22 protein-coding genes are annotated in these 23,644 nt (G+C 71.1%); 7 read left to right on the top strand and 15 right to left on the bottom strand.

Going from position 1 to position 23,644, the window contains the following annotated elements; genetic code table 11:
* Positions 1–23: 23 nt before the first annotated feature.
* From ACQPY4_RS38205 to ACQPY4_RS38215, 3 genes are read right to left on the bottom strand one after another with little or no spacing between them, the layout of a single operon-like run.
* A complete protein-coding gene (locus tag ACQPY4_RS38205) occupies positions 24–623 on the bottom strand; it encodes a hypothetical protein (protein WP_433329632.1) in 600 nt (199 codons plus the stop codon).
* Positions 624–668: 45 nt separating this feature from the next.
* The gene (locus tag ACQPY4_RS38210) at positions 669–2,396 is read right to left on the bottom strand and encodes a serine/threonine-protein kinase (protein WP_433329634.1); all 1,728 of its coding nucleotides are present in this window, start codon (positions 2,394–2,396) and stop codon (positions 669–671) included.
* Positions 2,393–3,577 carry a LysR substrate-binding domain-containing protein gene (locus ACQPY4_RS38215; RefSeq protein ID WP_433329636.1) on the bottom strand — a complete coding sequence of 395 codons (1,185 nt, stop codon included), beginning with the start codon at positions 3,575–3,577 and terminating at the stop codon, positions 2,393–2,395. Before ACQPY4_RS38215 ends, ACQPY4_RS38210 begins: the two co-directional genes overlap by 4 nt.
* Before the next feature lie 74 nt (positions 3,578–3,651).
* Here ACQPY4_RS38215 and ACQPY4_RS38220 point away from each other — a divergent pair, with 74 nt between their 5' ends.
* Positions 3,652–4,572: an EamA family transporter gene (locus tag ACQPY4_RS38220; protein WP_433329638.1), complete on the top strand. Its 921-nt coding sequence runs from the start codon at positions 3,652–3,654 to the stop codon at positions 4,570–4,572.
* 5 nt (positions 4,573–4,577) lie between these two features.
* Positions 4,578–5,450, top strand: coding sequence for a dihydrodipicolinate synthase family protein (locus ACQPY4_RS38225; protein ID WP_433329640.1), 873 nt, complete (start codon positions 4,578–4,580; stop codon positions 5,448–5,450).
* Here ACQPY4_RS38225 and hemL read toward each other — a convergent pair.
* Positions 5,447–6,742, bottom strand: a complete 1,296-nt coding sequence (gene hemL / locus ACQPY4_RS38230; protein WP_433329642.1) for a glutamate-1-semialdehyde 2,1-aminomutase — start codon at positions 6,740–6,742, stop codon at positions 5,447–5,449. The genes ACQPY4_RS38225 and hemL overlap by 4 nt on opposite strands.
* Positions 6,743–6,889: 147 nt before the next feature.
* On the opposite strand from hemL, the gene ACQPY4_RS38235 reads away from it, so the two are divergent.
* Positions 6,890–8,596, top strand: a complete 1,707-nt coding sequence (locus ACQPY4_RS38235) for a serine/threonine-protein kinase (RefSeq protein WP_433329644.1) — start codon at positions 6,890–6,892, stop codon at positions 8,594–8,596.
* Here the strand turns inward: ACQPY4_RS38235 and ACQPY4_RS38240 are convergent.
* The 8 genes from ACQPY4_RS38240 to ACQPY4_RS38275 all read right to left on the bottom strand — a co-directional run bounded on the left by ACQPY4_RS38240 (position 8,580) and on the right by ACQPY4_RS38275 (position 16,858).
* Entirely contained in the window at positions 8,580–9,242 is a 663-nt protein-coding gene (locus ACQPY4_RS38240) for a bifunctional DNA primase/polymerase (RefSeq protein ID WP_433339192.1), read from the bottom strand. The two genes, ACQPY4_RS38235 and ACQPY4_RS38240, sit on opposite strands and share 17 nt — an antisense overlap.
* Before the next feature lie 148 nt (positions 9,243–9,390).
* A complete protein-coding gene (gene hemB, locus ACQPY4_RS38245; protein ID WP_433329646.1) occupies positions 9,391–10,374 on the bottom strand; it encodes a porphobilinogen synthase in 984 nt (327 codons plus the stop codon).
* 13 nt (positions 10,375–10,387) lie between these two features.
* Positions 10,388–11,998: a uroporphyrinogen-III synthase gene (locus ACQPY4_RS38250; RefSeq protein ID WP_433329648.1), complete on the bottom strand. Its 1,611-nt coding sequence runs from the start codon at positions 11,996–11,998 to the stop codon at positions 10,388–10,390.
* Positions 11,985–12,863: a hydroxymethylbilane synthase gene (hemC, locus tag ACQPY4_RS38255; RefSeq protein WP_433339194.1), complete on the bottom strand. Its 879-nt coding sequence runs from the start codon at positions 12,861–12,863 to the stop codon at positions 11,985–11,987. Before hemC ends, ACQPY4_RS38250 begins: the two co-directional genes overlap by 14 nt.
* A 23-nt stretch (positions 12,864–12,886) precedes the next feature.
* Complete coding sequence (locus ACQPY4_RS38260; RefSeq protein ID WP_433329650.1) at positions 12,887–14,335, bottom strand: glutamyl-tRNA reductase; 1,449 nt, start codon at positions 14,333–14,335, stop codon at positions 12,887–12,889.
* A gap of 34 nt (positions 14,336–14,369) precedes the next feature.
* Entirely contained in the window at positions 14,370–15,110 is a 741-nt protein-coding gene (locus ACQPY4_RS38265) for a redox-sensing transcriptional repressor Rex (RefSeq protein ID WP_433329652.1), read from the bottom strand.
* 301 nt (positions 15,111–15,411) lie between these two features.
* A complete protein-coding gene (locus ACQPY4_RS38270) occupies positions 15,412–15,648 on the bottom strand; it encodes a glutaredoxin family protein (protein ID WP_433339196.1) in 237 nt (78 codons plus the stop codon).
* A 25-nt stretch (positions 15,649–15,673) separates the two neighbouring features.
* A complete protein-coding gene (locus tag ACQPY4_RS38275; RefSeq protein WP_433329654.1) occupies positions 15,674–16,858 on the bottom strand; it encodes a putative quinol monooxygenase in 1,185 nt (394 codons plus the stop codon).
* 133 nt (positions 16,859–16,991) lie between these two features.
* Between ACQPY4_RS38275 and ACQPY4_RS38280 the strand changes: the two genes are divergently transcribed.
* From ACQPY4_RS38280 to ACQPY4_RS38295, 4 genes are all read left to right on the top strand, one after another.
* Positions 16,992–17,567, top strand: coding sequence for a sigma-70 family RNA polymerase sigma factor (locus tag ACQPY4_RS38280; protein WP_433329656.1), 576 nt, complete (start codon positions 16,992–16,994; stop codon positions 17,565–17,567).
* A 267-nt stretch (positions 17,568–17,834) separates the two neighbouring features.
* A complete protein-coding gene (locus ACQPY4_RS38285) occupies positions 17,835–18,821 on the top strand; it encodes an alpha/beta fold hydrolase (RefSeq protein ID WP_433329658.1) in 987 nt (328 codons plus the stop codon).
* Between the two features lie 309 nt (positions 18,822–19,130).
* Positions 19,131–20,003, top strand: a complete 873-nt coding sequence (locus tag ACQPY4_RS38290) for an HAD family hydrolase (protein WP_433329660.1) — start codon at positions 19,131–19,133, stop codon at positions 20,001–20,003.
* 219 nt (positions 20,004–20,222) lie between these two features.
* Positions 20,223–20,540, top strand: a complete 318-nt coding sequence (locus tag ACQPY4_RS38295) for a PASTA domain-containing protein (RefSeq protein WP_433329662.1) — start codon at positions 20,223–20,225, stop codon at positions 20,538–20,540.
* A gap of 68 nt (positions 20,541–20,608) precedes the next feature.
* Here the strand turns inward: ACQPY4_RS38295 and ACQPY4_RS38300 are convergent, their stop codons facing one another.
* From ACQPY4_RS38300 to ACQPY4_RS38310, 3 genes are all read right to left on the bottom strand, one after another.
* Positions 20,609–21,553, bottom strand: a complete 945-nt coding sequence (locus ACQPY4_RS38300) for a DUF6000 family protein (RefSeq protein WP_433329664.1) — start codon at positions 21,551–21,553, stop codon at positions 20,609–20,611.
* The gene (locus ACQPY4_RS38305; protein ID WP_433329666.1) at positions 21,550–22,569 is read right to left on the bottom strand and encodes a HEAT repeat domain-containing protein; all 1,020 of its coding nucleotides are present in this window, start codon (positions 22,567–22,569) and stop codon (positions 21,550–21,552) included. The genes ACQPY4_RS38300 and ACQPY4_RS38305 overlap by 4 nt, the downstream gene beginning before the upstream one ends.
* A 566-nt stretch (positions 22,570–23,135) precedes the next feature.
* Positions 23,136–23,603 (bottom strand): MarR family winged helix-turn-helix transcriptional regulator, encoded by a 468-nt coding sequence (locus tag ACQPY4_RS38310; protein WP_433329668.1) that lies wholly within the window; start codon positions 23,601–23,603, stop codon positions 23,136–23,138.
* Between the last annotated feature and the right edge of the window lie 41 nt (positions 23,604–23,644).

Genomic DNA, 23,644 nt, shown 5'->3' on the forward strand with positions numbered 1-23,644 from the left:
CACTCGTCCGGCGCCCGCCCCGGTCAGAGTTCCCAGCGGTGCCGGTCGAGGAACGCGCGGTCGTCCAGTGCGTACTCTTCGAAGGCCCTGCGGACCTCCTCCAGGTCGTCGACACGAGTGCGGTACATCCGATCGCGAACGCTGTCCTTGTATTCCATCTCATACCCGCCGGGCTCGGGTGAGACCTGGATGAAGTGATGCCCGAAGACCACCAGGGCCGTGAAGGGGTTCTCGGGGCCGAGGCCGTCCAGGACGTCGCGCACCAGCCCGAGGTCGGGGTCGACGGTGACGACACCGTCGCCGGTGTGGAGCTGCATGTCGCGGTACGCGCCGGTGGGCCGCAGGTTGTGCACCAGGCGCCGGACGGGGTCGTAGCAGGTCAGCCCGTGGGCTCTGGCCAGCGCGTAGACCTCGGTGGAGACCTCGTCGGCCTCGTCGGAGGTCATCGTGACCACGGCGTAGCGGTCCCCCGAGGTCCGCAGGCCCGTGCCGGGCCTCAGCTCGGCGAACCCCTGGGCGAAGGCCGCGACGCCGGGATGGGGCGCGGCCTGCTCCCAGTCGGTCTCGGCGGCCCGCTCGCGCGAGACCGGCTCCGCTTCGTACCAGGCGACCAGCTCGAACATCACCCTCCTATGATCGCATTTCGCGCCCGGAGGCGGGCCACGGCCTCAGCGGCGCGAGGCGGCCACCTGGGCGGCGATCGCCTTGGCGACGCGGTCGAGCTGCGCCTTGGGGACGTTCCGCTTGGCGGTGGACTCGGCGAACCAGTACGTGAAGGCGGCGGTGCAGATGGACGCCTTCGACCAGGGCATGACGCAGTCGAGCTCGGTCGAGGCGCCCTTGTCGGTGAGCAGCGCCAGGAGCAGGGCGGTGTAGGAGGACGGCGGCGTCTCGGCCCCGGTGACGTTGGTGGCGACGAACGCGGCACGGAGGCCCGGAACGCCCGTCTCCAGCTTCGTGATCGCCGCGGGCGTGTTCTCACAGGCCCACGGCGTCCCACGGAGCTTGGCGGCCTGCGGCGAGTCGGGAAAGTAGGAGCAGATCGCGGAGTTCTGGCTGCTGATCGTGTAGTGCCGGGTGAGCCTGACCACGCCGGCCCGTTGGCGTCCCACGCTGGACGTGGCGAAGGCGTGGCCCGAGGTCTCAGAGCACTCGCCCGGGGGGCCGATGACCCGGGTGTCCTTGGCGAACTGGAAGATCCGCGCGCCGGACGGGAGCTTCACCTGGGTGGGCAACCGCACGGACGCGGGGGTGCCCTTGGGCGTCTGGTCCCTGTTGAGCTCGTCGGTCACGCGGCACTGGCTGACGGGCGTCAGCGCGACGCGGGAGGCGGTCGGCGTGGGGCCCGCCGCCGACTTGACCTCGTCCCGGGTGGCGAACTGCTGGACGGCGACCACGCCGCCCGCCGCCAGCACCACTCCCCCGACGGTGGCCGCGATCTTGACGGCGGTGGAGCCGATCAGGGCCTGGGCGCCACCGGTCGCGGCGGTGGTGGTGGTCGTCGTGACCGCGGCCGTCCCGGGGGCGACCATGGTCGCGGCGATCGGGAAGAGCGCCGCCAGGGCGGCGGCGGACGCGGCCAGTTTGCGGATGCCACGGTCTTCCCAGCCGTCCCCGTAAGTCTCGTGGGCGACCCGCTCCAGCTCGTCGACGAACAGGGCCGCGCTGGACGGGCGCAACGCCGCCTGCTTGGCCATCCCCCGGGCCACCAGGGGACGCAGCGGCACCGGGACGCCTTCGACGGGCACCAGCTCGTTCAGATGAGCCGCCCGCAGCGCGTCCCGATTGCCGGTGAAGGGGCGCTCGCCCGTCACGCATTCGACGAAGACGCAGGTCGCCGCGTAGACGTCGGTGGCCGGGGTCGCGACGTGCCGCGCCCACTGCTCGGGCGCCATGTAGTAGGGCGTCCCGGCGCCGCCCGCCTCGTCGCCTTCGGGGGTCGCGATGCCGAAGTCGATGAGCTTGCTGCGGCCGTCGGCCGGGACGACCACGTTGGCGGGCTTGTAGTCGCGATGGACGACGCCGACCTCGTGCGCCGCGGCCAGACCCAGCAGCGAGCCCTTGAGGACCGTCAGCGCCGCCTCCGGGCCGAGCGCGCCGTGCCGCTCCAGGACGACCTTGAGCGAGGCCCCCGCGACCGCCTCCATGAGGATCGCGGTGCCCTGCTCGCCCTGGACGAGCCGGTACAGCCGCGCCACGTGCGGGCTCTGGACCAGGCCGAGCATCCGGGCCTCGTGGACCATCCGCTCGCGGTGCCGCTCGTCGGCCTCCGGCGGCAGGTACTTGATCGCCACCGGGCCGCCGGTCTCGTCGTGCCGGGCCAGGACCACCGACCCCTGCGCGCCCTCGCCCAGGCTCCGGACCTGCGTGAAGCCGGAGATGTGCCACCCGGTCATGAGGCCCCGGTGTGGGGGGACGACCCGGTGTGGGGGGACGACCCGGTGTGGGGGGACGACCCGGTGTGGGGGGACGACCCGGTGTGGGGGGACGACCCCCCACGCCCCCCGGGACGGTGTACGCCGCCCTGCACTCCGCTGGCGCTCCGTTCCGGGCGTCGCACACCTTGGCGGGGGCTCCTCGCCCCCGCGCCCCCCGCCAGGGGCTCCGCTCCTGGACCCCGTTCCGGCGCGACGGGAGGCGCTGAAGTGATGTGGGGGGACGGCTCCCGGGGCGTCCCGGTGGCCGAAGCGGCGGCGGCGCGGAGGGAGTCGAGGGTGGCGCGGATGGCGGGGCGGCGGGCGGCCTCCTCGCGCCAGACGGCGAAGACGCGGCGGCTGAGGGGCTCTTTGAGGCAGACGACGCTGATCTCCGGCGGCACGTCGCAGCGGCCGAGGCGGGGGAGGATCGTGTTGCCGAGCCCGGCGGCGACGAGCGACAGCTGGGTCGCGAACTCGTAGGCCATGTGGTCGATACGGGGCTCGCTGTCGAAGGAGCGCAGCGTACGGATCAGCCAGTCGCAGCAGATGCTCTCCTCCGACGAACTGATCCACGGGTCGCCGGCCAGCTCCTTGAGCTCGATCTCGTCGCGTCCGGCGAGCGGATGGTCGGGCGGCAGCGCGACGTCGGCGAGGTCGTCGCAGATGATGCCCTTCTGCAGGCCCTCGGGCAGCGGCAGCGGGTCGTTGTTCCAGTCCTGGACGACGGCCACGTCGAGGTCGCCGCGCGCGACGAGCGGCATGCTCTGCATGGGGTCGAGTTCGCGGAGCAGCACGCGGAGCCCCGGGTGCTCGGCGCGCAGCGCGGCCAGCGCGGGCGGGAACAGGCCTCGGATGGCGGTCGGGAACGAGGCGACGGTCAACTGCCCGACGACGGCGCCGCGGTGGGCCTCCAGGTCGGACTGGGCCTGCTCGACCAGCGACAGGATGCGTTCGGCATGGGTGACCAGGAGTTCGGCGGCGTCGGTGAGCCGGACGCCCCGGCCATGGCGTTCCAGCAGCTTCTGCCCGGTCTCGCGCTCCAGCTTGGCCAGCTGCTGGGAGACCGCGGAGGTGGTGACGTGCAGGACGTCGGCGGCGGCGCTCACCGAGCCGTGCGCGGCGACGGCGTGCAGTGCCCGGAGTCGTTCCAGATCGAGCATGAAGCAACTCTAAAGCGAACCGTCAAGTATTTCTAGCTTGTCCTAAATCAAACCGGTCTCCACCATCAGACCATATGCGCCCACGTCACGTCCTGCTCGCGACCCTGATCGCGGCCCTCTGGGGGTTCAACTTCGTCCCGATCAAGGTCGGGCTCGAGGACTTCCCGCCGCTGCTTTTCGCCGCGCTCCGCTTCGTCGCGGCGGCGGTGCCCGCCGTGTTCCTGGTGGCCAGGCCCAAGGTCGCCGCCCGGTGGCTCCTGCTGGTGGGCGTCCCGCTCGGCGTCGGCCAGTTCGGCCTGCTGTTCATCGGGATGCACCTGGGCATGCCCGCCGGGCTGTCCTCGGTCATCCTGCAGACCCAGGCGCTGTTCACCGCGCTGTTCGCCGGCTTCCTCCTGCGTGAACGGCTCAGGGCCGGGCAGACCGCCGGAATGGCCGTGGCGTTCGCGGGAGTGACGATTCTGGGTGTGGCCCAGACGGGCGGCGAGGGCAGCCCGGCGGTGGCGTTCGCCGTCTGCGTCGGCGGCGCCGCCATGTGGGGCCTGGCCAACGTCGCGATGCGGCGGATGAACCAGACGACCGACGAGCCGGTCGACGCCCTCGGCTTCATGGTGTGGATGTCGCTGGTGCCGCCGATCCCGCTGTTCGGCCTCTCGCTGGTCTTCGAGGGCCCCGGCGCGCTGCCCGAGGCCGTGACGAGCGCCTCGCTCGCGGGCGTCCTGTCGCTGGGCTACATCGCCTACATCTCGACGCTGGTCGGCTTCGGCGTCTGGGGCTGGCTGATGCGCCGCTACGAGGCCAGCACGGTGGCGATGTACTCGCTGCTCGTCCCGCCGTTCGGCATCGCCTCGGCGGTGATCCTCCTGGACGAGCGGCTCAGCCCCCTGCGGGCCCTGGCCGCCGTCCTCATCATCAGCGGGGTGGCGATCGGCAGCGTCCGCCCGCGCGCCCGCGCCGTGCTCCCCGCCGTTCCCGAACCCGTCCAGACGAGGTGAGACTCATGCAAGGAATCCACGCTTCACTGGTCACGCCGTTCACCCACGCGGGCGACGTCGACACCAAGTCGCTGGAGCGGCTGGCCCGGCACTGCCTGGAGAACGGCGTCGCGGGCCTGGTCGCGCTCGGCACCACCGGCGAGGCGGCGCTGTTGAACGCGGCCGAGCGCCGGGCCGTCCTGGAGGTGTGCCGCGCGGTGTCGCTGGAGCACGGGACGCCGCTCATCGTCGGCGCCGGGACGATGGGCACCGAGGATTCGATCGCCGAGGCCAGCGAACGCGCGCCCCTGGCCGACGCGCTGCTGGTCGTCGTCCCGTACTACCTGCGTCCGTCGGACGACGGGGTCGTCGACCACATCGCGGCCGTCGGCGCGGCGGTGGACGTCCCGCTGCTGCCGTACAACATCCCCTACCGGACGGGGAAGCACCTGACATCGGAGGGGCTGCTGCGGCTGCTCGCGCTGGACTGCGTCGACGGCCTCAAGCACTGCCCCGGCGCCGTCGACCACGACACCCTCGACCTGCTGGCCGCCGACCACCGCAAGTCGGTGCTGTGCGGCGACGACCCGTACGTGTTCCCGATGCTCGCGCTGGGCGCCGCGGGGAGCATCACCGCCTCCGCGTGCCTGGCCCCGGCCACGTACTCGTCCATGGCCGAGGCGGTCGGCACGTGCAACACCACCCGGGCACGCGCCCTGCACAAGGCGCTGCTGCCAATGGTGGACGCCCTGTTCAGCGAGCCGTCGCCCGCCGTCCTGAAGGCCGCCCTGGCCGAACGGGGCATCATCGACGACCCCGGAGTCCGCGCCCCGTTGCACGCCCCCCGCCCGACCTCGGTCTCCCAGGCCCTGACAGCCCTACGAGCCCTCCCCGACTAGCCGGACGCCGCGGCGGCGGCGCGGGCGGCGTGGGGGAGGGCTTCGAGGACGCGTTCCAGGGCGGCGTCGTCGTGGGCGGACGACAGGAACCAGGCCTCGAACGCGGACGGGGGCAGGTAGACGCCGCGTTCCAGGGCGGCGTGGAAGAAGGCCGCGTAGGCCTTGACGTTCTGCTGTTGGGCGGTCTGGAAGTCGCCCACCGCTCCGCCACGGAAGAAGACCGAGAACAAGTTGCCCGCGACCTGGAGGCTGTGCGGGACGCCCTCCTTCTCGAGGGCGGCGGACGCGGCCTCGGAGATCACCGACGCCGAGCGTCCGATCGCGGTGTAGACCTCGGGGGTGGCGTTGCGCAGCGTGGCCAGGCCGGCGGCGGTGGCCAGGGGGTTACCGGACAGCGTGCCCGCTTGGTAGACCGGCCCGGCCGGGGCCAGGTGGTCCATGATCTCCGCGCGGCCGCCGAACGCGGCGGCGGGCAGGCCGCCGCCCATGACCTTGCCGAACGTCATCAGGTCGCCCTCGACCCGCTCGATGCCGTACCAGCCCGACGCCGAGGCGCGGAAGCCCGTGAGCACCTCGTCCATGACCAGCAGGGCGCCGTTGCGCTCGCACAGCGACTTCAGCAGCCGGTTGAACTCGGGCAGCGGCGGGACGACGCCCATGTTGCACGGGACGGCCTCGGTGATCACGCAGGCGATCTCGTGGCCGAACTCGGCGAACGCCTCCTCGACCGCGATCACGTCGTTGTAGGGCAGGACGATCGTGTCGGCGGTGGTCGCGCCCGTCACCCCGGGGGTGTCGGGCAGCGCGAGCGTGGCCACGCCCGACCCGGCGGCGGCGAGCAGGGAGTCGACGTGGCCGTGGTAGCACCCGGCGAACTTCACGATGCGCGCGCGCCGGGTGTACCCCCGGGCCAGGCGGATCGCCGACATGGTGGCCTCGGTGCCCGAGTTGACCAGCCGCACCTTCTCGACCGGGGTGCGGGCCACGATCTCCTCGGCCAGCTCGACCTCGCCCGGCGTGGGCGCCCCGTAGGACGTCCCGCGCCCGGCCGCCTCGCGGACCGCCTCCACCACGGCGGGATGGGCGTGCCCGAGGATCATCGGGCCCCAGGAGCAGACCAGGTCGACGTACTCGTTGCCGTCGACGTCGGTCAGGTAGGGGCCCTTGGCCGAGGCGATGAAAGCGGGGGTGCCGCCGACGGCCTTGAACGCGCGGACCGGGGAGTTGACGCCGCCCGGAACCACCGCGTTCGCGCGTTCGAACAGGCGCTTGGAGTCTTGGAATTCGCTCACCGCACCAGTCTGACAGTTGCATTTTGGCCTCTGCTCTTGACCTCGGCGCCAAGTGGCCGATATTCCACCAAGTACACCCAGCAACGGCGCCCCCACCACCGGTGCCACACCGGCGCGTGCCGAAGTCCCGGAGGGAGGGCTCGTAACGTGGTAAACGCCGTCAACGGCTGGACGGTCCCAGGCTTCACCCACGTCGGCGAGCTGGGGACCGGCTCCGGCGGACGGGTGGTCCTCGCCGTCGACGACCTCACCCAGACCAAGGTCGCGATCAAGTATCTCGACGGCCGCCTCGGCCGCGACTCGGGGTTCCTCGACCGCTACCGCGCCGTCGCCCGGCTGATGTCGCAGCTCGAAGACCCCAACATCGTCGACCTGTACGAGTTCGTCGAGACCCCCGAGGGCACGGCGGCGGTGATGGAGCGCGTCGACGGCGTCAGCCTGCGGCGCGTCCTGGCCGCGCAGGGCCCCACCGGGCCGCTGGCCGCCCTGTCGATGCTGGGCGGCACGCTGGTCGGGCTGGCCGCCGCGCACGCGGCCGGAGTGGTCCACGGCGGCCTGCGGCCGTCGGAGATCCTCATCGACACCGAGGGCAACAGCCGCATCACCGACTTCGGCCTCGCGCCGCCCGGCGGGGAGGCCCAGGCGGGCCCCGCATACGGGGCGCCCGAGCTGTGGGACGGCGCGCCCGCGTCCATCGCCAGCGACCTGTACGCCGCCACGATCATCTTCTACGAGTGCCTCACCGGACGCCCCCCGTTCACCGCGCGCAGCCAGTCGGGCGTCGCCCGCGCGCACCGCGAGAACCCGATCCCCGCCGAGGAGGTCCCGGGCCCGCTCCGCGAGCTGATCACCCAGGGGCTGGCCAAGGACCCGCGGGAGCGTCCGGCGTCGGCGGCCGAGTTCCTGCGGCTGGTCGAGGAGGCCGCGGTCGGCGCCTACGGCCCCGCCTGGGAGGCGCAGGGACGCAGCAGGCTGACCGAGCTGGCGGCGCACGCCGCCGACCGTCCCGAACCCGCACCGGCCGGACGCCGCGTGTCCGGCCCCTACGCCGTGGTGACCGGCCAGACCGGCGGCGGACGCCCGCTGACGCGAATCCTGGTGGCCGCGCTGGCCGTCGTGCTGGTGATCGGCGGCGTCGTGGGCGCCGCCCTGGTGATGGGCGAGGACAAGGACAAGGAGAAGGCGCCCCCGACGAGCCCCGCCAACCGGGGCAGCCTGCGTCCCACCGCGCCGGTCGACCCCCGCGCCGCCGCCCTGGCCGGACGCATCGGCCAGGCCACCTCGCGCGCGCCGAGCGCCTCGTTCACCTATCGCAGGACGGGCTGCTGCGGCGTCACGACGGGTGCGCGCGGCTCGTTCGCCCTGGCCCGTTCGGGCCCGCCGTCCTACACGATGACCGTGAGCGGCTCCGGCGACGCGCGCCGTCCGGCCAGGGCCGTCGTGCTGCGCGACGTGGCCTTCGTGCGCGCGGGCAAGACCTGGCAGCAGTCCCCCGCGCAGGCGCGGGCCAAGGGCTACCCGGCCCTGGCGGCGCAGGCGCGCTGGGCGAGCTCGATGGCCAACCTCAACAAGCTGCTGGAGTCGAGCACGGCCTTCCGCAAGGCGAAGCAGGTCTATCTGGGCAGTGCCCCCATCGACCAGCTGTCGGCGCTGCCCGACGTGGGCCCGCTCTACGCCGAGCTGGCCACCGCCACCGGAGCCCGGCAGGTCTCCTTCGCCGTCCGGCTCGACCGGGGGCTCCGGCCCGTCCATGTGTGGATCAAGGTGCAGGGCCAGGACAAGGCCCGCGCCCAGGTGCTCCAGTCGACCTACTCGGGCTGGGGACGCCGCGTGGCCATCACCGCGCCCCGGTAGCCTCACAGCTGTCGGAGAGCGGCTCCAGCAGCCGCAGCGGGTCGGGCAGCGGAGAACCGTCCGGCGGGCGGATCCAGACGACCTCACGGCCGTGCGGGAGCACCGAGGGCGGCGCCACCACGTAGCTGTCGCGGCAGTGCCAGCGCATTCCCGGCGTCTCGGTCACGGTCTCGGGCGAGCAGTCCAGGTGGCACGACCACCACTCGTCCTCGTCGTCGGGCGCGCCCCGCGTCGCGACGAAGAACAGGTACCGCTCGTCGCCCACCGCCGCGACGGGACCGGCCGCGAGCGCGTCGGCGTCGATGCGTCGCAGGGCCAAGGCCCCCGCCTCGGCCGGGACGTCGAACACGTCGAAGACCCGTCCGGTCGGCAGGATGATGTTGGCCTGCGGCCATTTGCGCCACCAGCCGTCCAGCACCCCCGCGTCATCGGACGACTGCAAGCCCCAGGCCGCCGACATGGGGTGCGCCCCCGGGTCGGGACAGCCGAGCCGGTCACACGAGCACGCGCGGTCACCCCGCTCCGGTGCGAACGCCCCCAGGTTGCAGGGCCAGCCCAGCGCGGCGTACTCTCGCGCCGCCCTGGCCAGCCGGTCGTGCATCCGGTCGTGAGCCTTCTGTCTTCTGCTCCCCGAAACCGCCAGCATCATCGCCCCCCTTGCCCCAGGCCGAACGTGGGTCCTTGATAACGATGATGACCGGGCGGCCATGTGCCGGACACGCCAACCCCCGAGATACGGCCCTAATTGACTAGAGCGGCCTGATCCCCGGCAAACGATCACGGAGCCCGGAGGTTCAGCGAAGGGCGCGCGCCACCTCGGTGGCCCAGTAGGTGAGGATGATGTCGGCGCCCGCGCGGCGGATCGAGGTGAGCGACTCGTGGATGGTGCGGTCGCGGTCGAGCCACCCGTTGGCGGCGGCGGCCTCGATCATCGAGTACTCGCCGCTGACCTGGTAGGCCGCGACCGGGACGTCGACGGCGTCGCGGACCTGGCGGACGATGTCGAGGTAGGGGCCCGCGGGCTTGACCATCACCATGTCGGCGCCCTCGTCGATGTCGGCGAAGACCTCGCGCAGCGACTCGGCGGCGTTGGCTGGATCCTGCTGGTGGGTCGAGCGGTCGCCGAACTGCGGCGCGCACTCGGCGGCGTCGCGGAACGGCCCGTAGTACGCCGAGGAGTACTTGACCGAGTACCCGAGGATGGAGACGCCGGTGTAGCCCGCCTGGTCGAGCGCGGTGCGGATCGCGCCGACCTGGCCGTCCATCATGCCGCTGGGCGCCACCACGGACGCGCCCGCGGCGGCCTGCGCGACGGCGATCGAGGCGTACCGCTCCAGCGTCGCGTCGTTGTCGATCTCGCCGGAGGCGGTCACGATGCCGCAGTGGCCGTGGTCGGTGTACTCGTCCAGGCACAGATCGGTCATGATCACCGTGGCGTCGCCCAGGTCGGACGCCAGGTCGCGCAGCGCCACCTGCATGACGCCCGACGGGTCGTCGGCCGCCGAGCCGGTGCCGTCCTTCTCCGCCGGGATGCCGAACAGGATCAGCCCGCCGACCCCGGCCTCCACGGCCTCGTGGGCCGCCTTGCGCAGGCTGTCGCGGGTGTGCTGGAGGACGCCCGGCATCGACGCGACCGGCTTGGCCTCGTCGATGCCCTCCTTGACGAACATCGGCAGCACGAGGTCGGCGGGGGCCAGCCGGGTCTCGGCGACCAGCCGCCGCAGCGCGGGCGTGCGCCGCAGCCTCCGGGGACGCGTGACAGGGAACATGACCGTCATCTCCGTGTGTCGATTACTTGCGGCGGCGGGCGCCCCGGCGCATCTGGCTCGGCTTGCGCAGCGGGTCACCGGCCTGGATCTGAGCCGCCCTCCGCTTCGCACCGTACTCGGCCAGAGCCTCGGCCAGGGCCGAAACGGACGGCTTCTCCGCCATCACGTCGACCCGGAGGCCGTACTCCTCGGCCGTCTTGGCGGTCTGCGGCCCGATGCACGCGATCACCGTGACGTTGTGCGGCTTGCCCGCGATCCCGATGAGGTTCTTCACCGTGGACGAGGAGGTGAACAGCACCGCGTCGAAGCCGCCGCCCTTGATCGCCTCGCGGATCGGGGCGGGCGGGGGCGCGGCGCGGACCGTCCGGTAGGCGGTGACGTCCTCGCACTCCCAGCCCAGACCGGTCAGCCCCGCGATGAGCGTGTCGGTGGCGATGTCGGCGCGGGGCAGCAGCACCCGGTTGATCGGGTCGAGGTCTTCGTCGTAGGGCGGCCAGACCTCGACCAGGCCCTCGCTGGACTGCTGGCCGGTCGGCGTCAGATCGGGCTGGACGCCGAACTCCACCAGCGCCGCGGCCGTCTGCTCGCCGACCGCCGCGACCTTCAGCCCGGCGAACGCGCGGGCGTCGAGCCCGTAGTCGGAGAACTTCTCCCGGACGGCCCGCACGGCGTTGGTCGAGGTGAACACGACCCACTCGTAGCGGCCGGTCACCAGGCCCTTGACGGCCCGGTCCATCTGCTGCGGGGTGCGCGGCGGCTCGACCGAGATCGTCGGGACCTCGTCCGGGACGGCGCCGTAGCTCCGCAGCTGCTCCGACAGGGACGCGGCCTGCTCCTTGGTGCGCGGCACCAGGACCCGCCACCCGAACAGCGGCTTGGTCTCGAACCACGCCAGCTTGTCGTGCCAGGCGACGACGTCGCCGACGATGATCAGGCCCGGGGCCTCCATGCCCTTGGTGTCGGGCGCGAGCCGCTGGAGCGTGGAGACCACCGTCTCCTGCTCGGTCGTGGAGCCCAGGCTGGTCATGGCCGCGGGCGTCGACTCGGGACGCCCGGCCGCGACCAGGCCCTTGGCGACCTCGGCCACGCTCCCCTCGGCGCCCATGATCACCAGCGTGGCGTCCGGCACGGCGAACCGCTCCCAGTCGACGCCGCCCTCGGACGCGTCGATGACCCGGACCTCACGGTGCTTGGCGTCGGTCAGCGGGATGCCCGCGTAGGCGGGGACCCCGGTGATCGAGGACACCCCGGGGACGATCTCGAACGGCACCCCGGCCTTCTTCAGCGCCGCGCCCTCGGCCGCGACGTTGCAGCCGACGGTGGTGTCGCCCATGTAGAGGCGGACGATGTTCTTTCCCGTCTTGGCGGCCTTGGCGGCCAGCTTGGCGGGGTCGCCGTCGCCGGAGTCGACGATCTCGACGTCCGCGCGGCAGTGCGACAGGAACTCGGGATGGACGGCGTCGCGGCGCACGATGACCATGTCTGCGCGTTCGAGCACGGCGGCGGCGCGCAGGGTCAGCAGGCCGGGATCGCCCGGCCCCATCCCGACCAGCGTGACCGTCCCGACGCCGGCGGGCGCCAGGACCGCCAGGGCCGGTGACTTCTCGGCGTGGCTCTGCTTAGCGGGGCTCATTTCGCTCCCCCATCAACTGGTCGGCCCCCTGGGCCAGCAGAGCGGCCGCGAGTTCGCGTCCGATCCGCTCGGCCTGGGACGGGTGGCCGCTTGCGGAAAGCCGGATCTGGCGGCTTCCGTCGTGGGCGACGACGGAGGCGGTCAGACGCAGCTTCTGTTCTACTTCGGCAGCGTATGCTCCCACGGGTGCCGAACATCCCGCTTCGAGCACCGCGAGCACCGTCCGTTCGGCGGTGACGGCGGCCCTGGTCACGGGGTCGTCGAGCGTTCCAAGTACCTCGCGGAGATCGTCGCGGGCGGCGGCGCATTCGAGCGCGAGCGAGCCCTGCCCGGGCGCGGGCAGCATCTGGTCGGGCTCGAAGACCTCGGCCACGTCGTCCAGGCGGCCGATCCGGCGCAGGCCCGCATAGGCGAGCACGACGGCGTCGAGCTCGCCGCCGGTCACCTTCTTCAGCCGGGTGTCGGCGTTGCCGCGGATCGGCACGACCTCGAGGTCGGGACGCAGGGCGCGCAGCTGGGCCACCCGTCGCGGCGAGCCGGTGCCGACCCTGGCCCCGGCGGGCAGGTCGGCCAGCTTGGACGGCCCGCACAGCGCGTCGCGCGGGTCGTCGCGGTGCGGCGTCGCGGCCAGCGCGATCCCCGCGGGTTCGGCCGTCGGAAGGTCTTTCAGAGAGTGCACCGCGAAGTCCACCTCTCCGTCGAGAAGACGCTCGCGCAACGCGTTGACGAAGACCCCGGTGCCGCCGATCTGGGCGAGCATTGCCTTGGAAACATCACCCTCGGTCGTTACCCCGACCAGCTCTACGACATGCCCCGTACGCTGCGTCAATGCGTCCGCGACCTGCTGGGACTGCGTCATCGCCATCAGGCTCCGGCGCGTCCCGAGCTTCAAGACCGCTGCCACGGCTTCTCCTCATCGTCGGCTCCCGTGGCGGCCGCGTCCGACCGGGGCGAGAGGGCGGCGACGTCGCCGGGCCCGCTCCCGATGTCGGCGCGGGCGACGGCCTCCGGGGCCTTGGGGTCGAGGTCGAAGAGCTCGCGCAGCGCGTCGGCGTAGGTGTCGCCGCCGGGGGCCGAGGCCAGCTCCTTGACCCGTACGGTCGGCGCGTGCAGCAGCTTGTCCACCACGCGCCGTACGGTCTGGGTGATCTCCTTGCGCGCCCGGTCGTCCAGCTCGGGCAGGCGGCCCGAAAGCCGGGCCAGCTCCGCGTCGACGACCTCGGCGGCCTTGCTGCGCAGCGCCACCACGGTCGGCGCCACCGCCGCGGCGCGGGCGGCGCCGAGGAACGCGGCGACCTCGGCGGCCACGATGCGCCGGACGGCCTCGATCGCCTCGGGGCCCACGGCCTCGGCGGCCTCCTGCGCGGTGCGCAGCTCGTCCAGCCCGGCCAGCGCGACGCCCGGAAGGTCGCGCACGTTCTTGTCGATGTCGTGCGGCAGCGCCAGGTCGAGGAAGAAGCGGCGGCGCGCGGGCGCCGCCTCGATCGCGTCGGCGAGACCCTCGGCGGTCAGCACCAGCCCGGCCGCCCCGGTGCACGACACCACCAGGTCGGCGCCGGCGAGCTCGCGGTCGAGCTCGTCCAGCGGGACGGCCCTGGCGGGCACCTCGCTGGCGGCGGCCAGCCGCTCGGCGCGCTCGAAGGTCCGGTTCGCCACGACGATCTCGCCCGCGCCCGCGCGGGCCAGGGTCGCCACGGCCAGCCCGCTCATCGAACCGGCGCCCACCACCAGCGCGCGGACGCCGTCCAGCCGCGGTGACGAGCGCGGCAGTTCGCCGGGAGCGGTCGCCGGGGCGGACTCGGGACGCAGGGACGCGGCGGCCACGTCGAGCCCCACGCTCACCAGCGAGGCCCCGGCCTTGTCGATGCCGGTCTCGTGGTGCGCGCGCTTGCCGACCCGCAGTGCCTGCTGGAGCACCTCGTGCAGCTCGCGGCCGATCGTGCCCTCGTCCTGGGCGAGCTTGAGGCCCCGCCGCAGCTGCCCGAGGATCTGGCTCTCGCCGACCACCATCGAGTCGAGTCCGCAGGCCACCGCGAACGCGTGCTGGATCGCCCGGTCCTCGTAGTGGACGTACAGTCGACGGGACAGCTCCTCCAGCGGGACGCCGGAGTGCAGCGCCAGCAGCTCGGAGATCGCCGAGACACCGCCGTGGAACTTGTCCACCACCGCGTAGACCTCGACACGGTTGCACGTCGACACGATCGCGGCCTCGCCGACATGGGCCGCGTCGTGGACGGCGTGCAGCAGCTTGGCCAGGTCGTCCCCGGCCAGTGCCGTGCGTTCAAGCAGGGCCACCGGGGCGCTCCGATGGCTCAGCCCCACCACCAACACGCTCACACCGCGCTCCCCGCTGTCATGCCCCGCTCCCTGCTCATGCCTCTACCGCCTCTACGTACTGGGTGGCGGCGGAGGCTCGGCCGTTGCCGGCCGGGGGGTCGATCTGGTCCGGACCGCCCGCCTTCCGCTGCTCGTGGAACGCGAGGATCTGAAGTTCGATGGACAGGTCGACCTTACGCACGTCGACGCCCTCTGGCACCGAAAGCACCACGGGCGCGAAGTTCAGAACGCTCGTGACCCCCGCGGCGACCACCCGGTCGCACACGCCCTGCGCGGCGTTCGCGGGCGTGGCGATCACCGCGATCGACACCCCGCCCTCGGCGATGACCTCTTCCAGCCGGTCGATGTTCTCCACGGTCATGCCGGAGATCTCCTGTCCGACGATTGCCTCGTCGGCGTCGAGCAGGCCCGCCACCCGGAACCCCCGCGAGGCGAAGCCGCCGTACCCGGCAAGCGCTCTGCCCAGGTTACCGACACCAATGATCGCGACCACCCAATCCTGGGTCAGTCCAAGCTCGCGAGAGATCTGGTAGACGAGGTACTCGACCTCGTAACCGACCCCTCTAGTGCCGTACGACCCGAGGTGGGAGAGGTCCTTGCGCAGCTTCGCCGAGTTGACCCCGGCAGCCGCCGCGAGCTCCTCGGACGACACGGTGGCGACCTCGCGGTCCTGGAGGCTGTGCAGCGCCCGCAGGTAGACCGGCAGGCGCGCGACGGTGGCTTCGGGAATGCCGCGATCGGCGCGATCGCGATTTCGGTTCTGTCGAGGTGTCACGGCCTGCTCTTCGGGGGCTCGACGCTGAGGGCGGGGCCGGAGCCCCTGGCCCCGGTCATTCCGCGTCGGGGGCTTCACCGCTCACGGCCCGGCCGCCCAGGGCTATCACCCAGGTTAAGCCTTTGTGAATACGCGCACAAAGTGACCCCCCTCTAACGAGAGGTGCCAGGTCACCGCCCCGAAGCCGCGAAACCCTTGCTCAGCAAGGTGTCGGGACGCCCGGCGGCCGCGCGGGCCCGCCGGGACGGTGTGACCGACGAGACACCCCGTTTCCAGCGTGTTGCGACCCGATCACCAGAAATCATCCAGCGTTCCTCAAGCGCTCGACCTCCGCGCGGAGCCTGGCCTCGTCCACCCGCCAGAAGTCGTGCTGGACGCCGTTGACCAGCGTGACCGGGATCTGCTCCCAGTATCGCTCGGTGTCTTCCCGCGAGCGCGTGATGTCGCGCTCCTCCCACCGGACGCCGAGCTCGCCCGCCACGCGCTCGATCACCGAGCGGGCCTCGTCGCACAGATGGCAGCCCGGCTTGCCGTACATGGTGATCAGGATGTCCACGGGACGCTCACATCGGCAGCTTGGCGGCACCGAGCCGCAGCTCGATGACGTTGGTGGCCAGCACGTGCGTCCGGGACTCGGCCATGAACCGCTGCAGGTGCGGCTGGCCGCGATGCGCCGCGAACGCCATCTCGCTGCGGAACAACTGGTAGAAGATGCGCTGCGTCGGGGCGTTGACCACCTCGTGGCAGGCGAAGATCAGCGTGTCGCCCTCCACCGACCGCGCGGCCGCGACCAGGTCTTCGGCCAGCCGGTCGAACGCCGCCTCGCGTCCGTCCAGCAGCGTGTAGACGGTGATCTGCCCGCACGCCTGCTGGGCCTCGGCCAGCGGCACCCGCACATCGTCGACTGTCGTCAACGGCGACGGGACGGCGGCGACGGGCGGCGGAGCCGACGGCTCGGGGAAGCGCAGCTCGCCCCGCTTGGGCTGGGGTTGAGGCTGTTGCGGAGGGGGCGGCGGGGCGGCGGCGTACGCGTGACGATCGTCGTACTCGTCGGCGTACTCGTCGTCCCCGTATGCCTCTTCCTCCTGGTACATCGGCACCGTGCGCATGGCGCCATAGGAGATGAGCCCCGCCGCGAGCCCCAGCGCGATCACCGCCGACGGCCCCGGCAGGAGCCCCCGGGTACCGCTGACCACCAGCACCCCGGCCAGCGCCACCAGCGCCACCGGGATGAGCAGCTCGTACGCCTCGCGGTCTTGCTTGCTGGCCAGCCACGCCGTCACCGCCGCACACCCCACCAGCGCGATCACCGCGACCACATGGGCCCCGTCGATCAGCAACCGGGGAAGCGCGTCGTAGACCTTGCTCGGCTTGGGGAGCGACTTGCTGAAGCTGCCCGTCAGCGGGTCAAGGGTCAAAATGACCGTCGCCACCACGGTGTAGGACACCGCGAACAGCCAGGCGGCGAAGCGCACCTGGACGAACCGGGCGATCAGCTCGATCATCCCCAGCGCCAGCCACACCGGCGCGATGAGGGCCGCGCCCCACTGGATCACCCGGAAGGTCGGGCCGTTGAAGCCCGTCAGGAAACCGATCACCATGGCCAGCAGCGCCAGGCTGATCCCGACCAGCGTCAGCGACCACGCGATCAGGTAGAGCAGCCGGTCTTTGTAGGCGCGCGAAACCAGCAACCCCGTGGCCACAAAGGCACCAAGGGTCGCCACCAGAGCGAGAAGAGCTGAGACCATCGCGCCCCCATGGTGCCCGAAACCGACCGCCGAAGGGTAACCGCTCCATCCTCCGGGCCATTGCCCGGCATCCCCATAGCTATCTAGAGTGGCGATTCACGCCGAAGGTCGCGTTCGCCCCGAGGAGAACTGCATGAGCAGCTTGACCCTCGATGTCCGGCGCCCGAGCGAAGCGATCAAGGACACGGTCCTGCGCGCCAAGGCCGGCGACGCCGAAGCCTTCGGAAGCCTCTACGACCACTACGTCGAACTGGTCTACCGCTACGTCTACTACCGCGTCGGCTCGCACCCCCTCACCGAGGACATCACCAGCGAGACGTTCCTGCGCGCCCTCCGGCGAATCCCCGACTTCCACTGGCAGGGCAAGGACTTCGGCGCCTGGCTGGTCACCATCGCCCGCAACCTGGTCGCCGACCACTTCAAGTCCAGCCGCTACCGCTTGGAGATCTGCACCGCCGATCTCGTGGAACCCGGCACCCCCCAGGAAAGCCCGGAACACGCCGTCCTGGACTCCATGACCAACCGCACCCTCCTGCTGGCCGTCCGCCGCCTGGGCTCCGAACAACAGGAATGCGTCGTCCTCCGCTTCCTCCACGGCCTCTCCGTAGCCGAGACCGCCCTGGTCATGGGCAAGAAACCGGGCGCGATCAAGGCCCTCCAATACAGAGCCGTCAGATCCCTGGCCAGAACCCTCCCCAAAGACCTCTGACCCAGGCACCGCCACGCCGTAGGGCGATCAGGGCCTCAGCACTTGGTGCCCCCGTCCCGGATCAGGTGCGTCCGGAAGATGGCGCCCGCGTACTCCTCCAAGATCGACTCTACAAACGTAGAGGGGGATGATCCGGGCCCGAAACCCTCGGGCACGTGCGACCGATCACAGTGCCCGGGCGTAAGCCTCCTCACGCTGCGCCCATGTCACACCTGCCGGTAGCCGTCCATCCCATGTGCGACGACCCCGACCAGCAGAGGGACAGCCATGGCCGACAGCGACGAAGTACCTCAGACCGAACCCGAACGGCCCACCCGCCGACGGCGATGGCCCCGATGGGTCGCCGCCGTGACGGTCCTGCTGGTCGCCGTGGCGCTCTTCGGGGCGTACGTCTGGCAGCCGGACGAGGCGGGCCGCGGTTTCCGCTCGCCGTATCTGGCGAGCGTCGGCTCGCGCTACGCCGAGAGCCCGGTCGCCCGTTTCCACTACGTCCAGGCCGGGTCCGGCACCCCGGTGGTCCTTCTGTCGCCCGGCGGCACCTCGGTGATCGGCTGGAAGGACCAGCTCGCGGCGCTCTCGCGTGACCACACCGTCTACGTGGTCGATCTCCCCGGCCAGGGCTACACCCGGCTCAAGGACCGCGACTTCCGCTTCGATCTGAGGGCCATGACGAACGCGGTCGGCGCGTTCATGGACGCGGTCGGCGTCCGGCAAGCCGCGCTGGCGGGGAACTCCTGGAGCGGCGGCTGGGCACTGTCCTTCGCCCAGCGCCATCCCGACCGCGTCACCAGGCTCGCCCTGCTCGACGCGACCGGCCTGGACATGCGCGGCACCCTGATGTGGGAGTCACTGAAGATCCCCGTCTTCGGCGAACTGGCCACCAAGCTGTCCACCGGCGAGGGGACGGTCCGCCGCCTGGCCAAGGGCATGATGGTCAACAAGCATCGCGTCACCGACCAGCTCCTGGCCGAATGGCGGGCGCCGATGACCTTTCGTGACAACATCCGCGCCACCTACCTGCTGGAGCGCCGCCTCGACTGGGGCCAGACCGAACGCGCCCTCTCCACCACCAAGACCCGCACTCTGGTGCTGTGGGGCAAGCAGGACAAGGTCCAGCCCGTGGATCGCGCCCACCGCTTCGGCCGTCGCCTCCCCAACGCCGAGGTCCAGATCCTCAACGGTTGCGGCCACGCCCCGCAACTGGACTGCCCCGATCAGGTCAACCACCGTCTCCGAGCCTTCTTCGCCGGCTGACCGCAGGACCGGTGGCACCAATTGGACACCGTCCATAATTGGACGCCCCGTAACCGACCCACCCCCCGCTCGTTTTTGCGGAATAGAAGGACATCCGCAAAGGGGGCAAGGATGAGGACCGACCCGCTCACGATCACCTGGGCCGAGAATCCCCTGATCAGCCTGCGTAGCCAGGCTCCCGTCCCGGATCCGCGATTTCGAGCGGTTCTGCGTGAACGCCTGGTTGCCGCGGCCGCCCACCGGGGTGAGGACCGTCGCAATTCCGGACGAAGGTCAGGGGATTCGGCCACCAGTGGTTAGGCTCTGGACATGCGGCGATTCTGGCAGCGCGGCAAGGACGAGGACTACGTGAACGCGGGCGAGGCCGCCGCGGCGGCGGCGGAGCCCTATGGGCCGCTGCCCGTGCCCGATCCCGCTGCGGCGGCCTTCTTCGACGTCGACAACACGATGATGCGCGGAGCGTCGATCTACTACTTCGCCAGGGGCCTCGCCTCGCGCAAGCACCTCACCATGCGCGACCTGGCCATGTTCGCCTGGGGCCAGGCCGCCTTCCGCCTGCGCGGCACCGAGAACGCCGAGCACATCGGCAGCGCCAAGGAGGCCGCCCTGGCCTTCGTCGCGGGCCAGAAGGTCAGCGACCTCGTCCAGATGTGCGAGGAGATCTACGACGAGGTCATGGCCGACCGCATCTGGCACGGCACCCGCACCCTGGCCCTCCAGCACCTGGACGCGGGCCAGCAGGTCTGGCTCGTCACCGCCACCCCCGTCGAGGTCGCCCGCACCATCGCCCACCGCCTGGGCCTCACCGGCGCCCTGGGCACCGTCGCCGAGACCAAGGACGGCGTCTACACCGGCCGCCTGGTGGGCAACCTCCTGCACGGCCCCGCCAAGTCCGAGGCCGTCCGCGCCCTGGCCGTCCGCGAGGGCCTCGACCTCTCCCGCTGCTCGGCCTACAGCGACTCCCTCAACGACCTCCCCATGCTCACCGCCGTGGGCAACCCCCACGCCGTCAACCCCGACGCCGGCCTCCGCGAACACGCCAAAGACAACGACTGGCCCATCCACGACTTCCGCACCGGCCGCAAGGTCACCATGGTCGCCCTCCCCGCCGCCGCGGGCGCGGGCGCCCTGGCAGGCGGAGTAGCAGCAGGCATAGCCCTCAGAAAGCACTACAGGACCTAACCAATGCTCAACGAGGGCGAACACCCCCGACCCCAGCGCTCCAAAGGCCTCGCCGCAGCGTGCCTGACCCTGACAGCGCTGCTCCTCCTCTGGCTCTGGCGCACCAGCCGGCCGACCCCCCAGCCCCCTCCCCCCGCTCCCCCACCGGCAGCCCCGCCCCATCCGGCACCCAAACGACGCGGCAAACGAACCGTCCCACTGCCGGCACTGGTCCTGGCCGTGATCGCGGCATTCGCCGTCGGCATCGGCACAGCCGCCGCCACGGCCGACAGCGACCCGTCCACCCCCACCGCCCGCGCCACCGCCACGATCACCGCAAAGCCCGCACCACCACGCCCGAAGACGGTAAAAATGCCGCGCCTCATCGGAAAGAGCGGCGCGACAGCCCAGAACCGCCTCGTCCGCCTCGGCATCCCCAAGACCTACATCAAGTTCGCCCCAACCGTCCCCACCGGCCAGATCACCAAGCAGTTCCCCAAGCCAGGCACCCCCCTGAAGCCAGGCACAAAAATCGTCCTAACCACCAAAACCCTCTGACAAGGCCAACCCCCGCGCCCCGAACGCGGCGCCCGCTGGTTGGCGTGGGGACGCAAGGAGTCCTCTGCTCAGATGCCGGAAGTCGTCTGCACAGCGCGGTCGACCGCTGCGCACTGTTGTGTGATCTCTTGGTGGTACGCGGTGGGATCTTCGTCGGAGAAGGCGGATGTCTGCCAGAGGCCGCTGTTGACGAAGCGGTCGGCCTGATGGGTGCCGAGTCGCTCGTCGAGGTAGAGCAGAGCACCTATCGCTGGACGCTGGTCGTAGAAGCAGTCCTCTCTCGGTAGGTAGCGGTCCAGGTACGCGGCGAGGATGTCGGCGTCCTCGTTCAGGCCGAATCTGGCGAGGGCGAAACAGTAGCCACGGCCCGCATAAGGTCCCGCACTTTCCAGAAGGAGATCGTGCAGGGTCCGGCGATATTGCTGGCGGCGGTCGATACCGATCAGCCATGCAGCGGTCAGACGTGGCCGCCACCCGCAGGACAGGAGCCGGTCAAGGTCCCCATCATGGATCTTTCGAGCGTCCCTGATGAGAGCGTCCCGGAAGGGGCGGTCCCATGCCGTGAACTGGCCACCGATGAGCTTGCGGTACCGGGGGCTGGGGCCCCGTCCCTTGACGTAGCGCCTGATCGCCTTGGCATTTGCGGGGTCGAGGTCTGGGACAGGACGGTCACCGGTGCCAAAGACGTGCCGCAGAAGGGCATCGGCCTCACGATCGTTCAACTCGGCCACGCCATCGGCCTCCCTTGTCGTAGTGGGGCGTTGTTCGGCACCCGGCCCTTGAGCTTGCCGCGAGAGCGGGCGACGGCCATCCCCTCGGGTGCGCATCTTCAGCAGGTCGGCTTCGAACTCGGCGAACACCGCCAGCATGTTGAAGAACAGCTTGCTCATCGGGTCGGCGGGGGGGGCGTAGATGCTACCGCCCAGCGACATCCGGACGCCGCAGGCAACCAGGGTGTCACCGATGGTGCGGACGTCGGGGACCGAGCCGGCGAGTTGGTCCAGCGGGATCAAGTTCTGGCCCAGGGGTCCTCATTGGCTGATCGCCAGTCCGCCTCGGGGTTGAGCATTAAAGAGATGCAGCATCGTAGGCCTGCTCCGCCCCAGTCGATCTCTTTCATCCATGGAACGGCCGCCAGCAGTTCGGCCAGTTCGTCGTCGACCGTAGTAGTGAGAAGCAGTCGCAGGTCGTCGGGTACCGGAACGTCGACCAGGCAGAGCCAGGAGAGCGCGGCGCTGACACGAATGTCGGCGGGCCGGTCCGGGGCACCCCACCAAGTGCGAAGGCGTGTAACGGTGGACTGGTCGCGGTGCTCGCGAGCCAGTTGGGCGATGGCGAGAATGAGGCTCATACGCACGGCGGGAACTTCCTCGAAACCCAGCCGACGCCGCAACGCGGCATCGATCGGCTCGACCTCGTGCAGGGCTGTGGCCAGCGCATAACAGGCCGGAGAGCGGACCTCTGCCTCGATGTCGCCAAGGAGCGCAAGCAACAGGGGCGCATCGCAGGTAATGGCGATGCGCGCGGCATGCACCGACCAGTTCTCCAGGTACCCGCTCACGTCGTACCGCAGCTGGTCGTCTGGGTGCGCGACCTGGAGCAGGCCCGCGCGCGATCCGTCGCGGTAGTGCTGTCGCCGCGCCACCTCGCCGACCAGGCGAAGAATCTCCCCACGGTGGTGGGTTGCAGGCAAGCTGGCTAGGCGCAGCAGGAACGGCACAGCCAGCGCGGCCGGCGCATGGGTTCCGCCTTGGTGGCAAATGCGGTTCCCCAATGAACTGATGGCCTGTCCGGCGACCTGAACGTCCGGAGACCCGAGGAGCTTCAGATATTCGGGCATATCCACGGCAGGGCCGTAGGCGTGCGGGAACCGCCCCCAGGGGATTTGGTCGTACCTCAGTTCGTCCTTGACGTGTTGCGGAATCCGCGCGACCACCGCACGCACATCGAGATCCGATGCCGCGAACTGCTCCGGGCCACCCTCCGTGATGAGTTCAAGCCCGTAGACCAGGTCTGACGCATCTCCCATTTGCCCAATCCTTCCTGTAGACGCTCCCTAACGAAACAGCGGCGGGCGGTGTACCGAACAGCACGCGGGGCTCCAGGTCCAGGCGGGTGGCAGGGATATCTGGCCGGACGGGTTGAGGTTGACGGTCCAGTTGCCGAATCGGCGGATTGTGCGGGTGTTGGAGGGCGAGACGGTAGCCAGGTCGTCGGCGATGTCGCAGGGCGTTGGACTGCGCCGCCCTGCGGATTGCGGCCTCGGCCACCTGCCGGACAGGCCCGCCACCGTCTGCGGGACCTCAGCCAACTTCGGGAAGTACCCCAACCGTTGGTAGGACTTCAACCTCACCACCACCAGCGCCCGCGCACGGCCGCGCTCACTCGGCCTCGGCCCCGGTCGGGGTGAACGCCTCCGCCAACTCCCGCGCAAACCCCGGATACGCGGTCCGATCGATCGAGGACACCCGCAACCCCAGGACTGCCACCAACCCGACGCCGGTCACCCTAAGGATCAACCGTCAGGCCTGATCCCTTTCTGGCGTATTCCGGCCGGTCCCGAGTACGCCATGACCAGCCCGCACTTCCTACTGATCATCCGCGCTGGTGGTCGTCTGCCGCGAGATGCCCGAGCAGGGCCTCGCTGATGTCGCCGAGCTGGGTGACCTGCTCGGGCGTGAGCACGTCGATCAGGTTGTGCCGGACGCTCTGGACGTGGCGCGGCGCGGCCTCTTCAAGAGCGGCCAAGCCGTCGTCGGTGAGCACGGCCAGCCAGCCGCGCCGGTCGGCGGCGTGGTGCTCGCGCCTGACCCACCCGGCCTGCTCCAGCTTGTTGATCGCATGGGTGATACGGCTCGCCTTGGAGTGGGTCTGGCGGGCCAGCTCGCTCATCCGCATCGTGCGACCGGGCGCCTCGGACAGGTTCACCAGCAGCTCGTAGTAGGTCGGCGGCATGCCCGCCGCGTCCTGGAGCTCGCGTTCGAGCCGGTCGCTCAGCAGCCTGGTCGCCAGCCCGAAGGCCCGCCAGCTGCGCTGCTCCTCATCCGAAAGCCACCTGGTCATCCCCAAAAACTACCACGATGAAAAGTTGCGCACTGAACTAC

Origin of the sequence: Spirillospora sp. CA-294931, from assembly GCF_050946795.1 — a bacterium.
GTDB lineage: Bacteria > Actinomycetota > Actinomycetes > Streptosporangiales > Streptosporangiaceae > Spirillospora.

What these genes read in the sequence shown, in the direction of transcription:
- ACQPY4_RS38240 (WP_433339192.1), bottom strand. Translation starts at nt 9,242, where the DNA reads ATGCTGGCGGTTTCGGGGAGCAGAAGACAGAAGGCTCACGACCGGATG.
- ACQPY4_RS38220 (WP_433329638.1), top strand. Translation starts at nt 3,652, where the DNA reads ATGCGCCCACGTCACGTCCTGCTCGCGACCCTGATCGCGGCCCTCTGG.
- ACQPY4_RS38205 (WP_433329632.1), bottom strand. Translation starts at nt 623, where the DNA reads ATGTTCGAGCTGGTCGCCTGGTACGAAGCGGAGCCGGTCTCGCGCGAG.
- ACQPY4_RS38210 (WP_433329634.1), bottom strand. Translation starts at nt 2,396, where the DNA reads ATGACCGGGTGGCACATCTCCGGCTTCACGCAGGTCCGGAGCCTGGGC.
- hemC (WP_433339194.1), bottom strand. Translation starts at nt 12,863, where the DNA reads ATGGCGATGACGCAGTCCCAGCAGGTCGCGGACGCATTGACGCAGCGT.
- ACQPY4_RS38310 (WP_433329668.1), bottom strand. Translation starts at nt 23,603, where the DNA reads ATGACCAGGTGGCTTTCGGATGAGGAGCAGCGCAGCTGGCGGGCCTTC.
- ACQPY4_RS38280 (WP_433329656.1), top strand. Translation starts at nt 16,992, where the DNA reads ATGAGCAGCTTGACCCTCGATGTCCGGCGCCCGAGCGAAGCGATCAAG.
- ACQPY4_RS38215 (WP_433329636.1), bottom strand. Translation starts at nt 3,577, where the DNA reads ATGCTCGATCTGGAACGACTCCGGGCACTGCACGCCGTCGCCGCGCAC.
- ACQPY4_RS38225 (WP_433329640.1), top strand. Translation starts at nt 4,578, where the DNA reads ATGCAAGGAATCCACGCTTCACTGGTCACGCCGTTCACCCACGCGGGC.
- ACQPY4_RS38305 (WP_433329666.1), bottom strand. Translation starts at nt 22,569, where the DNA reads ATGGGAGATGCGTCAGACCTGGTCTACGGGCTTGAACTCATCACGGAG.
- ACQPY4_RS38285 (WP_433329658.1), top strand. Translation starts at nt 17,835, where the DNA reads ATGGCCGACAGCGACGAAGTACCTCAGACCGAACCCGAACGGCCCACC.
- ACQPY4_RS38250 (WP_433329648.1), bottom strand. Translation starts at nt 11,998, where the DNA reads ATGAGCCCCGCTAAGCAGAGCCACGCCGAGAAGTCACCGGCCCTGGCG.
- ACQPY4_RS38275 (WP_433329654.1), bottom strand. Translation starts at nt 16,858, where the DNA reads ATGGTCTCAGCTCTTCTCGCTCTGGTGGCGACCCTTGGTGCCTTTGTG.
- hemB (WP_433329646.1), bottom strand. Translation starts at nt 10,374, where the DNA reads ATGACGGTCATGTTCCCTGTCACGCGTCCCCGGAGGCTGCGGCGCACG.
- ACQPY4_RS38270 (WP_433339196.1), bottom strand. Translation starts at nt 15,648, where the DNA reads ATGTACGGCAAGCCGGGCTGCCATCTGTGCGACGAGGCCCGCTCGGTG.
- ACQPY4_RS38290 (WP_433329660.1), top strand. Translation starts at nt 19,131, where the DNA reads ATGCGGCGATTCTGGCAGCGCGGCAAGGACGAGGACTACGTGAACGCG.